The sequence below is a fragment of the Marvinbryantia formatexigens DSM 14469 genome (assembly GCF_025148285.1).
GTDB classification, from domain to species: Bacteria; Bacillota; Clostridia; order Lachnospirales; family Lachnospiraceae; genus Marvinbryantia; species Marvinbryantia formatexigens.
Window position 1 is genome coordinate 133,775 of sequence record NZ_CP102268.1, and the last position, 12,604, is coordinate 146,378.

Here is a 12,604-nt window from a genome sequence, read left to right on the forward strand (position 1 = left end):
TGTGTAAAAATCATCATTTTTTACTGCTTTTTTTGCCGCTGCCTCTTTCCGTTGCTGTCCGGTTTCCGCGTTTTTTTATCTGCCCGCTCCATTTCTTCACGTAGCAGACTGCCTGCCGGAATGACATGTCCCGGATTTCACGGATACCCACTGCATACAGCAGAAAAATGGCGTCCCCGGAAAAAATAACGGCGTACCGTTCTCCTCCCGCCGGAAAAATCCGGACAAATTTTTTCCCGCGCTCCGCTGCCGCCTCCAGACGTCTGTACTGTTTTCCGCTGCAGATAACAGCGGCAGCTTTCACGCAGTGGGATTTCTGAATCCTCTGGTGTCTGTCCAGAAGCAGGAGCACCTGCAGCATGGCAAGTGCCTCCGGCAGCTCCGGTTCCGATGCGGCTGCCCCGTATTTCCCGGCTGCAAAAATAATTTCTGTTCTCCTTTCCATTCCTCTCCCCTCTATTGAAAGCTGTACGAATTTTCATCCCTCCGGTAACTGCATGTGATAATGCTTCCGTCCGGCAGTTTCAGATAAATGACTGCCGTCCTTGTATCCGCATCAATTTCATAATCCTCCACGTTCACGCTCTTCATGTCACGGTAGCCGTTCCGGTAAAGATATTCATACAGGCGGTACTGCAGCTCGTAATAATTTTCCAGATAATTCTGCAGGGTACCCGTCATTCCCGTGACGGACAGCTCTGTTGCATCGTAAGGCGTTTCCGTTTCTTCTGTCTCACGCTGCGGCGCTTCTGTCTGCGCCGGGATATCCTGCACTGTCTGCGTCCTTTCTGTCTGCTGCGTCTGGACCGGTACTGTTACAGTCCGCGCGTCCTGGAGAATGAAAATATATCTTCCCGGAAAATCAGGATAAAATAAAACAGACAGGATTTTATCCTCCCGTCCGTCAATCAGCGCCTCATATGCGGATGCATCTGATGAGCAGGTAATCTCTTCCCGGAATGTAATCCGGTCTGCCTCTATCCCGTTGTTTTCAAGGAACTCCGATGCGGCTTTCACAAAATCCGATTCACGGAACCCCGTCTTTTCTTTATCTGCGGCATCCAGTCCTTCCACCGTAAGCTGACCGGAAGCCACCGACGGCAGGGATGACCCGAAAAAAAGCTCTTCCTGATTTTCCTCTGTTTCGCTTCCGGGTGTTTCCGTCGCCTCTTCCGTGAGCGGTGTGTTTTCGGTAAGTCTCTGGAGCATCCCGTTCCCGGAGCTTACCCCGGTAACAGCTACCGTTTTCCGGCTTTCCTCCTGTGCGGGCTGCTCTGTACGGCTCTGCAGGAATGAAAAAATAAGCCAGCCCGCTGTCACCAGGGCTGCACACAGCAGGAGCAGGACAAATGCTGTGGCAACCGGATTTGACCTCCGGATTCCGTTCTGTTCTGCCAGGTCTGTTTCCTTCTTTCCTTCCTCCGGCTTTTCTGTTACCGGATTTTCATTTTTTATATCGTTCATGTTCTGTCTCCTTATAAGCCGGAAAATTCAAATACATTCTTTTTCTTGTCAAAGCTTCCCTGTATTGTCCCGCCCACATTCAGCGTGACCATGAATTCAGCCTTTTCATCTTCCGGACTGATGCTGTACGTCCCGAATGTCCCGACGATATTTCCACCCGCCTTTTTTTCAAGGACATAATTAAACAGCTCCTGGTAAAACCGTTCACCGCTTTCATCCCCGGTAAATGCCAGGAATACAGTAGATACCTGCAGGACATCAAACGAGGTCGTCTCCGTTGTCTGCGTGTTCCCGGCTGTAGTGCCACCATAGGATGGCGTTCCGGAAGTCTGTGTGTTTTCTGTCGCTGTGCTTCCCGCTGCTGCAGCCTGCGTCTCCGTTTCTGTCTCCGGCTCTTCCGGTTCGGTAAACACATAGGCATTATCCTTCATGTAATACGTGGACAAGATTTTTCTTTCCGCATCATTATTAAAATAAATATAGTGGTATATCTTGTCTGCTTCCTGCTCCCCCTCATACGGCTCCTGGCTGATTGTCACATCTGTCACATCCCGGTAATCAGAACGCGCGGAATCCATGTGCAGTGCATCGCCCAGCTGCTGGAGAAAATACCGGTCGTCAAACTGCCCGTTATAGGAAGTGATGATATCCGGCGTCAGACCGTGCAGTGCCAGTCCATACGGCATTCCTTCCGTTTCTGTTTCCGGTTCTGTTCCTGTTTCACGCTCTGTTTCTGCTTCGCTTTCTGTTTCCTCATTCCGGAAATTGAAATTCATGATAATATCCATATCCGGCATCACAAAATTCACTCTGGTGGCGCCGTTCTCTGCATCGCGCAGGAAAGAATCAATTTTGTTGAACTGGTAATCCACTACGTCCACACTCTCCAGCAGTTTCCCGTCCTCCGGCGTGACCAGCATGGTTACAAGTGTATTTTCCTCCACGCTGAGAACTGTTTCCGTATCGCTGTCCGTTTTCATCCACGCCGCATCAAATTCAACCACCCCGTCACTGGTCTTGTACATCAGTATGGTATGTTCCGTCTGCTGCGTTTCCGTTTCCCTGTTCTGTGCAGCGTCCTTCTCTGCCTGCAGGTACCGCAGCCCTGCAAGGGCTGCAATAAGCACCACAGCAGTCACAATTCCTGCGTACAGTGTTGTCCGTTTTTTCTTTTTAAACCTCATTCCGTTATCCATGATTTCCTTTACTCCTTTTCCTGTCCCTGCTCCGTCATATCCGCCGGATAAAATCCATAAAATCCGAATTCCTGGTTATAGGTTCCTTCCAGGTATTCCCGGAATTCGTTATCCCCGTCTGCGATGCATACCTGCATCCGGGATACAAGCTGTCCTTCCGTGGATGTCACAGTGAGGAATGTTATTTCCTTAATCCGGCACTCCTCCCCGTATATGCCTCTGACATAACTTCTGGCTGTATTTTCAAATCTCTCCATATGGTCTTCTGTTATGAATTTCCGCTGCAGCCCTTCCTCCGCCTCTGTATACCGGATTTCATCTGTGTCTGTATCCGTTGTCCCCGCAGGACTTTCCTTATTTTTTTCCGCCTGGATGCGCGCTGTTTCCATGCCCTGCGTTTCTGTTTCCATTCCGGTTTCTGTCTGCTCTGCTCCCATGTCCGCGATATGTCCTCTCAGTATCGAAAAGCCGCTGCTGATTGCATAGGGGAGCAGGACAGACACTGCCACGACAAGCACGGTCCCGCAGGCATACAGACGGATTTTTTTCTTCCTTTCACTGTCCTTCATGCCGTTCCTCCTGTTAATTTCCGAAAAACCAGTTTCCGCCAATCTGTACCGCATCCGGTCCGGTCTGGCTGCCCCGTGTACTGCGGAAACAGGTATAGGGATGGTTCCGTATACCGCCCTGCAGGCAGTCCGCTACAGCCTGTTTTACATAGTCAGGGACATTTCCGCCCAGGCGTGGCTTCCAGTAACTGTCCACGCTGTAACAGTACTGTCCCGGTGCGGTAAGCTGCGCCAGTGCATTGCTGCCGCGCGACGCCCATACCGGAGATTCCGTGCGGTTCATGGCAGAGCTTATCACTGCCAGTGCACCCTCATAGCTGCCGTTATCTTCCTGCGCCACGACCGCCCAGATAAGCTCCATCTGCGCCTGTGTGTAAGCTGTGCCATCCGTCCGGCTGCCTCCGTTTCCGGCGGTATACAGTACCGTTTCCGGCAGGTACCGCCGTATGGAAGTGACCGGCTGGTATGTGACAGGACTGACCGTTGGACCCGGTCCCGGATTCCCGGCTGTATTGGAGCTGTCCCCGTTACATTCCACTACCATGCCGTTTCCAAGATATATGCCTACATGAGGACCGGACGCCCGGTATATGATATTGCCCGGACGCGCTTCCTCCAGGCTGCCCACCTCATAGCCGTATGCTCCCTGTTCCTCGGCAAGCCGCGGTATTGCTATCCCGAATGCCGCATATACAGACTGCGTGAATCCGGAACAGTCCGCACCGTCCGTCAGGCTTGTACCGCCCCAGATATATGGCAGCCTGCCAACGTACCCCAGAGCATACTCTGCAATCTGCTCTCCCGGTTCAGAAGATGCTGCAGCCTGCACGCTTTTCAATGAGTAATAACAGCTCCGGTTCTCTTCCGGCTCTATGTATACCTCTGCGGTCTTCAGCGAATCCTCCCCGTCTGCAGAAATCACATCCGCTGCGATATTTCCGGAAATAAGCCCGCTCTCCGGGACAAAGCCTCTTACATCCCCACTCTCCACATAGACCCATCCGGTATCCCATGCGTCGCTCTCCAGCACATACAGGAGACATCCTGACGCCGCATGTCCGACTGCCCGTGAAGTAAGGTTCTGGTATTCATAGATATCCCCTGTATAACGCGCAAGTGCGTACTCCTTCTGCGCAACCACCTCGTATACTGTTGTATGCGTATAGGTATAGGCACTGTTGTCCGCCTTCTCGCACTGCATTCTCCCAAGGGCAAAATGTTCTTCCCCGATTTCCCGGACAACGCTGTCCGCATAGCTTCCCGTGGATATACGGCTGCTCTTCAGGAATCCCCTGACATCACCGCTTTCAATATACAGCCACCCGTCTTCTTCCTCCTGCAGGATATATACCAGACCGAAGTACGGGACCTTCCCGACCACCTCCGCCTGCTCATCCATTTCTTCGTAAACCTCTGCTCCTGTACCGCCCCGGACCAGCCCGTATACCTTTTCTGTTCTTGTAAAGCGGTAGTCTTTCCGGAACGTATGGAAGTATCCCGCCGGATATACCGGATACCCTCCGTACCAGCTCCCATAGCTGCGCCATGCCTCCGGCTCTCTGTCAGATTCCTCTTCTGCGGCTTCTGTCTCTGTTTCTGTCCCGGTTTCTGTGCTGTCTTCCGTTTCTGTTTCCGTCCCGCTTCCGTTCTCCGTCACAGGCTCTGTTTCCGGCTGCTCTTCTGTTCCGGTCTGCGCCTCTGTCTCCGGTTGTTCTTCCGTCCCGGTCTGCGTTCCCGTTTCCGGCTGCCCTTCTGTCCCGGTCTGCGTCCCTGTATCCGGCTGCCCTTCTGTTTCCGGTGACGTTTCTGTCTCCGGCTGTTCTTCTGTCTCCGGCTGCTCTTCCGTCTCCGTCGGTGCTTCTGTCCCGGTCTGTTCCTCTGTCTGTTCTTCCGTTTCTGCCTCCGTCTTTTTTTCCGTTTCTGTCTGCTTTTCTGTCTCCTGCTTCTTTTCCGTCTCCATCTGTACTTCTGTTACCATTTCCGTGGAAATCTCCGGCACAGCGGATGCCTCTGATGCTCCCGACATGGAAGCCTGCGCAGATACCAGCAGCACACAGCACCATGCAGCCGCTTTCTTTTTCGTTATCATTGCACTTACATCTCCTTCTTTCCGGATAATATGGAAGCTGCAGAAAAGTCCTCCCTGCAGCTTCCGTCTGTACTGGTTTCAGCGCCCTGTCCTTTTGTGCGGCTGGTAACTGTCTTCCTGTTTTACATTCATTTTTCCCGGTTCTTTTTCCTGCAGTGTTTTTTCTCCTGGCACAGTAACCTTTTTCCGGACTGTATCATACAGGAATACATGGTCCGCAAGCTGGATTTCCGGTTCCACACAGGTGGCATTTACTTCGCGGACCATCTGGTCCATGTCTTCTGCATCCCCTATTCCGGCAGGAACCAGAAGCAGCTCATGGACCGAGGACGGAATGATATAAAAATCCCCTCCCATTTTTCTTCCGGCATTCTCCAGGACGTGTGGACAGAAGATTGCCCCGGCTCCGTTACACGCCTCTTCATTTGTCAGGACAAGCATTGCCGGTGCTTCTCCTGGTGACAGCTCCATTCCCGGAATACCGCCTATTATTTCTTCCATTGGCAACGGTCCCGGAAATGTTCTGGTCGTATTCTTTACTGCAATATCATGCAGCTCCTCTTTTGTGATGCCATAAGCAGATAGCATCTTATCCGTGATGGTTACACCGTAATCGCCTCTGGTAAACCGGTAATATGCTGCGATATCTCCCGCCACGGTATGCGGCTTGTCCTGCAGCCCGTCCCTGTTATATCCGTAATTACACGCATATACGAAAATCTCGTCCTGTATCCTGCCAAATTCCTGGATATCCCGTACCATTTCTTCCAGTCTGTTTCTGTTTCCTCCGATATCCGCCTGTTTCCCGGCGTCTGCAATCTGCCTCAGGATTTCTTCCAGTGAAACACCTCTCTGGTATTCCTCGTAAAATTTCTCCGGATATATTGTTACTGCAATATTGTCATCCGGTTTTCTGATAATAATGGCATCCTGTAGCGGACTGTTTATCTTCTGCATCTGTGAAACGGATACAGATGCATCCCGGTATTCTTCCGGCAGATAATCCGGTATGCTTTTCACCACAGTCTCCATGAATTCCCCGTAATTCACGCATTTCCACCCCTTTTCTTCATCAGTCTGACGGCATATCCGCCCAGCCTTTTCCTCTGTTCATCCTTTCGTGTTTCCCTGCTTTTCCTGTTTTTGTCCGGTTTAATATCCATGCCTGTTTTCTCCTTTCCTCCGGTTCATTTCCCGGCTGTTATCAAGCTTTCTGAAAATTCCTGTCCTCTCTAATTTCCAAAGAACCAGTTCCCGCCAATCTGTACGGCATCCGGTCCCGTTGCGCTTCCCTTTGTGCTGCGGAAGCAGGTATACGGATGGTTGCGCACGCCTCCGTCCAGACAGTCGCTTACCGCTCTTTTTACGTAATCCGGCACGTTGCCGTTAAGCCTTGCCCTCCAGTAATTGTCAATACTGTAACAGTACTGTCCCGGTGCGGTAAGCTGCTCCAGCGCGTTGCTCCCGCAGAAGGACCAGGAGGGGGAATCCGTCCGGTTCATTGCCGAGCTGATGACTGCAAGGGCTCCCTCGTAGCTGCCGTTATCCTCCTGCGCCACGATTGCCCAGATGAGTTCCTTCTGTGCCTGTGTATAGTTTGTCCGGTCTTTTCTGTGACCTCCTTCACCGTACACCACATCCTGGACGATACGGCGTACCTGGAACGGGCGTCCGTCGCTGTACGGATTCCCCCAGCAGACGCCGGTACCTGCCGTTGCCGGTGAATAGTTCTCCGGTCCCCCTGCGCAGTGTATCATCCGGTTGTCACCGGCATACAGCCCCACATGCTCCGGAGAGCTGCCATCAATGAACAGGATAATGTCTCCCGGCACTGCCTCTTCGATACTGCTGACAAGCGTCCCGGAATTTATCATGTCATATGTAACCCCGCCGATTTCATAACCAAAATGTGCAAACACGCCATGCACAAAAGAGGAACAGTCCGCGTAATCCTGCCAGTCATCCCCGCCTCCGCGTCCTGCGCCCCATACATATTTTGTGACGCCGATAAACTGCTCCGCGTATGCGACAATTTCCTGACCGGCTGCCGAATATCCGTTGCTGCCGGAAATTCCGCCAAGCAGGCAGCCCATGACCGCCACAAGGATAATCACCAGCAGCAGCGGCACCAGTGCCGGGGCAAGAAATTTCAACATGCCTGCCGCCGCTTTCTGCAGTGCTATGATGAGCTTCTGCCGGAACATTTCCGCTGCCGCGCGCGGCAGGAAAAACACCGTGCGGGATACCCGCCGGTGCGTCTCAGCTTCATGCTCCGCCAGCTCCATCCTCTCCCGCCTGTGTACCTGGTCCATCTGCTCTTTCCTGCGGATATCCCTGTCCAGCATACTGGTAAATGTCCGCCAGAATACCTTTTCCTTCCCGGCTTCACGCTTCGCCGCCTTTCTTTGGTCGCGCATAATCCGGTCTGCTTTTTTTACAGCTCTGTCCCTGCGCGGCTCATAAAAGACCACATCCCCGCCATGTACGCCCTTCACAATATGGCGTCCCCGCGGCAGTGCATCCATCTTCCTGTACAGGGCAAAACCCAGGTATTTCCCGGATGACACTTTCTGCCCTTCCTCTGCAGCGGCAGCCCGTCTGCCAGCCCTCCCGCGCGGCAGGAAATAAACAGTCTGTCCATCCTTTTTCTTCCGTGCCATTGTCAGCTCTGCCTTTACGATAACCGGCGGCTTTCTGCGTCTTTCCCGGAAGATATCCTGATGTCCCGTTTCCGCATATACTGACCGGAAACGCCCGTTTTCTTCTGTCCTGCTCCGTATAAAAGTCCTTTCTGCTTTTATGGAAACCGGTATTTTCTGTCCCTCCGCCCCGGTGACAGCCCGCCTGACAACCCTTCCATGCGGCATTAAAAACACAGCCTGCCCTTCCGTCTGCCGCATTGCCGCTGTCAGCTCTGCCTTTACGATAACCGGCGGCTTTCTGCGTCCTTCCCGGAGGGCGTCCGGATATCCCGTCTTCACGCGTACCATCCGGAAACGCTCATTTCTTTCTGCCCTGTTCCGCACCGGAGTCTTTTCTGCTTTTGCGGCAACCGGCATTTTCTGCCGCTGCGCTGTAATATCCGGCATCCCTGTTTCCTGTTCCGGCAGTATGGTATCTGCTGCAGCCTCTGCGTTGTTCCATCCACCCTGCACCATGCCGGTCCGCTCCCATTTTTCCGCCGTCCGCGCGGCACTGGCAAGAATCCTTTTCTGTTCCCGTCTGCTGTAGGATTTCCACTGCTTCATCTGTTCGCCGGACAGATAATCCAGTGCTTTTTTCTGCTGTCTGTCCAGCGCAACATATTTTACGGCATTCCTGGCAGCTCCCGCAGCCCGTGCCACACCTCCTGCGCCCGCTCCGGCAGCCCTTCTTCCCTGCCTTATGGCGGCTCCGGTCCGCCGGATATCCGTGCTTTCCAGCCGGATTTCCGGTGCTTCATTTTCTTTGCGCAGCTCCATGCATCATCCCTTCCTCTGGTATATCTGCTCTGCCTCTGTAGGATGTGCCTCTGCCTCAGAGAGCACAAGCTCCGGCAGCGCATCCACCTGTTTCTGCAGGCTGCCTGTGCGCTGCTTTTTCCGTTTCTGTGCCTGGATTTCATGGAAGTTCGTGTTAAACAGCCGGTACATTTCGCTGTCCTTCGGTATCCTTCCATCCTTCGGGATATATCTGTCGCCAAATTTTAACAGACCGCAGCCGGATTCTGCATTCTTCAGGTAAGCCAGCAGGTTTTCCGATATTCCGAAAATGCGCCGGAAAATATCAATCTCAATATCCGACTGGCAGAGCAGCGACAGGTATTCACTGTTGCACAGCATTGTTTCTATTGCCTTTGATTGCGTCAGGTCACGGATATTCTGGGTTATACCGGTACACAGACCGCCCATCTTACGGACCTCCTTCCACCTCTTTTCAAGGATATTTGCTGAATAAGGGTCTCCTGCCAGGTTGTGGAATTCCTCTACATACAGCCGCGTTGCTCTCCCTTTTGCGGCATTTTCGGCGATGCGGGAACGGATACCCTCCAGCATGACCGTAATGCCCGTAGCTGACTGCTCTTTTCCAAGATTTTCCATTCCGTATGCTGTCAGACGTGCCCGTGTATCCACATTTGTCTGCCGCGCAAACATATCCAGTGACCCGGATACGAACAGCTCCAGTGCAAGTGCAAGCTGGGCTGCCTGCGGTTCCCTCTGGCGTTTCATACATTCATAGTATTCAACCAGTGTGGGCGGCTGCCTTTTCTTCCTTCCCGTTTTATCATCCATGTCTGCAAAAACCTCCCGGACACAGCGCCCTATCAGCGACTTGTCCTGGGCGGATATCTCATATTCCAGTATCTGGGAGAAAATTGCCAGCATCAGTTCTGTCTTGTCTGCGATGAATTTCCGTTTGCTCTCCATGTACTCATAGGTACCGGTATCCAGCGGATTGATATAATGACCGCTCTCCGCCCCGAAATCGATAAATGTCCCGCCAAGATAATCCACGATATCCCGGTATTCGTTCTGCGGGTCGATGATAATAATATCGTCCGTTGTATGCAGGTATACCTGGATAATCTCCATTTTGGTCTCCACGCTTTTTCCTCCGCCGGTAATGCCGAGGATGAAGCCGTTGCCGTTTTTCAGGAGCTTACGGTCTCCGATAAGCACATTTTTGCTTACCTGGTTGATACCATAAAACAGTCCTCCCGGCTGGTACAGCTCCTGCACCACAAACGGTGTCAGCGCGCACAGCGGCTGCGTGAAGACCGGCTGCATGACGCTGCAGAAACGCGCGCCGGTCGGAAGCGCCGTATTGATTGCCTCTATCTGCTCCCAGATGGCAGGTTCAAAGCTGAAGCCTTCTCCCTCCGCCATGCTGCAGAAAGCTGTCACGTCATTTTCAAGCTGTTTTTTGCTCCCGGCGCTGATAACAGCATAGATACCCAGATAGAACATTTTTTCATCATTCTCATTCACGATATCCATATAGTTTTCCAGCTCATCCCGCTCCCTGCGCCGCTCATACGTAATATCGGACGACCACGCCATCGCCTTGTTTCTTGTCTGCTGCTGTTTCTCGATTGCACGCGCGTTCTGCACGTAAAGGTCTATCAGACGTTTCTTTACCGCCTGCTTCGGGATGGCAGCCGTATCCAGTGTCAGGATGACATGATACGGACCGGACATCAGCTTCTGTATGATACCCGGCTCAATGGAATTCGGAAGCTGCGGTACATAGAGTGCCCGCACGTAAGTCCCGTCCATCTGGACGGTGATGCCGTCAAAGGTACCGTATTCGTCCTGGTAATGCTTCACTACCGCCGGTGATATGATATCCCGCCAGTCTGTTCCCCTGCGGATGGCAGTTTTAAAGTCAAAATCATACTTTGTTTCCTGTCCCTGCCGGTAAAATGCGTGCAGGTAACGCAGGCGTTCTGTCGCATCTAAGGGAACCAGTCCGGATTGCATCCGGTCAAAATTCACCGCCAGGTTTGCTTCCACAGAAACGAAATAATTCCGTGCCTGCTCAATGTTTTTCCGTCTGCAGGTGATAATGAAAAGACGCACCTGCTCAATGCCTGCACGTCCTTTCATCATCGAATCCTCTATATGCCTGTTAAGTGATTCCACCATTTCCCCGAAACGTCCGTCGCGGTTATGCAGGAAAATATCCTGTCTTACCCTGTCCATATTCCAGTTATTGTTAATAATCTCTATCTTGAAGCTTACCGACATGCTGTTCAGGACCGTACAGTACAGCTTCAGGAAATCTTCCTTCTCATAGTCATCCATTGTGGCAAAATTCGTATCCAGGAACAGATATGCCTTATCAAACAGCCGGTCCGCATCCTCCGGTTTCTTCTCCAGCTCAAATATCCCGTCCTCCGCTATCCGGTAAACCGGTATCAGCTCCTGGACGCGTTCCGGCACCGGATAGACTTTCTGCGTCAGCTCCTTATAATCCTTCATGCTCTTTTTCATTGCCTGTCAGTTCCCCATCCTCTCCGAGGTAAATCTTCCTTTTTCTGCCCTTTCCGGTGCCGGTATGCTGCCATCCGTCTGTGTGCGGCTCCGCCTCTTCAAGTATCCGCGGACGGAAGTAGTAAACCGGTGTGTCCATGATTTTCCGCCTGCTTTTCAGATACTCCGGCAGCGACCTGCCGCGTATCCGCAGGAAGCCCGCCACCCCGATAACCATCGGCAGCGGCAGCATACAGTACATTGCCACTGTCTGCGGCAGTCCGAGGTACATATAGAAAAATAGAAAACCTGCCGTGCCGGACAGTATCATCGCTGCCGCCGTAATGGTTTCCTTCATGGACAGACCCCGGAAAAAATCATCTTTATAGACATCAATATTCTTGTTTACTGGTATCTGCATTGCAGTCCTCCTCTCTGGTTAAAATCCCATGCAGCGTCTGACGACCGTATCCGCACCCTTCACACAGGCAACAGCAGTCAGCATCGGCATACAATAGTCACAGGTAAGCAGTATCAGCCGCACCACCCCGGTGGCATCATCCGTACTAAACAGGCTGGCATCTGAAAACATCCCGAAGCTGATTGAGATTGCAAGTGCAATCACTACCGCCTCCAGCCCGTATCCGATAAACGACTTCAGCCAGGATATCCCCATCTGTGAAAAGCCACCCCCGCCCGCAAAGCCTGCCAGGGCAGGCGGTGCAAAGGGAATACATAGCAGCACTTTGAACATCCTGGACATCACAGCAAGTACCAGGTTCATCCCGCATACAATAATCGTTGCTCCGCCCACAAGCCCGCAGATAAGTCCTCCAATACCCATGCCAATCCATTCCAGCGCCCCGGCATCGTCTGCATCCATTTCCTCCCGCAGCTCATCAAAAGCATCCTGTTCTTCCTCCACCGTCACCTCCGGACTGACCTTCATTACAAGCGCGGTCGAGCATTCCGTCACACCGGTTATGATTGCAAGGCAGTTTGTGAGCAGTGAAAAAGTCAGGGCGAGCCGGATGAATTCCTTGAAAATATTATCAAGCGTAAAGGTCGTCCGGATGTCGATGCTGTCCCGCACCCAGCCCAGGAGCATGAATATAAGCGCCAGTGTCCCGGCAATGCCGAGCGCTACCGAAAAGATATTTCCGGTAACGATTCCCCATGCTTCTGTCTGCGATGCCGGGTTTTTCTCCAGGTAGGTAAGCGTTACATTACTGCACGCCCTCCAGAAGCTTACACCTCCCTGCAGGAACCACTCCCCGCAGCCCAGAAGTCCGTCCCCCAGTCCTTTTACGATATCATCCAGAAATCCCATAGGCT

General features: G+C 52.4%; 10 protein-coding genes. All 10 read right to left on the reverse strand.

Annotated features, from left to right (window positions below):
• Positions 1-13: 13 nt before the first annotated feature.
• The 10 genes from NQ534_RS00630 to NQ534_RS00675 all read right to left on the reverse strand — a co-directional run bounded on the left by NQ534_RS00630 (position 14) and on the right by NQ534_RS00675 (position 12,599).
• A complete protein-coding gene (locus NQ534_RS00630) occupies positions 14-445 on the reverse strand; it encodes a hypothetical protein (RefSeq protein ID WP_006860258.1) in 432 nt (143 codons plus the stop codon).
• 11 nt (positions 446-456) lie between these two features.
• On the reverse strand, positions 457-1,464 hold the full coding sequence (locus NQ534_RS00635) for a hypothetical protein (RefSeq protein ID WP_006860257.1): 1,008 nt from the start codon (positions 1,462-1,464) through the stop codon (positions 457-459).
• Positions 1,465-1,475: 11 nt separating this feature from the next.
• Positions 1,476-2,660 (reverse strand): hypothetical protein, encoded by a 1,185-nt coding sequence (locus NQ534_RS00640; RefSeq protein ID WP_006860256.1) that lies wholly within the window; start codon positions 2,658-2,660, stop codon positions 1,476-1,478.
• A gap of 8 nt (positions 2,661-2,668) precedes the next feature.
• Positions 2,669-3,229, reverse strand: coding sequence for a hypothetical protein (locus NQ534_RS00645; protein WP_006860255.1), 561 nt, complete (start codon positions 3,227-3,229; stop codon positions 2,669-2,671).
• Between the two features lie 13 nt (positions 3,230-3,242).
• Positions 3,243-5,318 carry a C40 family peptidase gene (locus NQ534_RS00650; RefSeq protein WP_006860254.1) on the reverse strand — a complete coding sequence of 692 codons (2,076 nt, stop codon included), beginning with the start codon at positions 5,316-5,318 and terminating at the stop codon, positions 3,243-3,245.
• Between the two features lie 78 nt (positions 5,319-5,396).
• Positions 5,397-6,368: a DUF5688 family protein gene (locus tag NQ534_RS00655; protein ID WP_006860253.1), complete on the reverse strand. Its 972-nt coding sequence runs from the start codon at positions 6,366-6,368 to the stop codon at positions 5,397-5,399.
• 182 nt (positions 6,369-6,550) lie between these two features.
• Positions 6,551-8,779 (reverse strand): C40 family peptidase, encoded by a 2,229-nt coding sequence (locus tag NQ534_RS00660; RefSeq protein WP_006860252.1) that lies wholly within the window; start codon positions 8,777-8,779, stop codon positions 6,551-6,553.
• 3 nt (positions 8,780-8,782) lie between these two features.
• Positions 8,783-11,290 (reverse strand): VirB4-like conjugal transfer ATPase, CD1110 family, encoded by a 2,508-nt coding sequence (locus tag NQ534_RS00665; RefSeq protein WP_006860251.1) that lies wholly within the window; start codon positions 11,288-11,290, stop codon positions 8,783-8,785.
• Positions 11,265-11,690, reverse strand: a complete 426-nt coding sequence (locus NQ534_RS00670; protein WP_006860250.1) for a PrgI family protein — start codon at positions 11,688-11,690, stop codon at positions 11,265-11,267. Before NQ534_RS00670 ends, NQ534_RS00665 begins: the two co-directional genes overlap by 26 nt.
• An 18-nt stretch (positions 11,691-11,708) precedes the next feature.
• Positions 11,709-12,599, reverse strand: a complete 891-nt coding sequence (locus NQ534_RS00675) for a type IV secretion system protein (protein ID WP_006860249.1) — start codon at positions 12,597-12,599, stop codon at positions 11,709-11,711.
• Positions 12,600-12,604 lie beyond the last annotated feature (5 nt).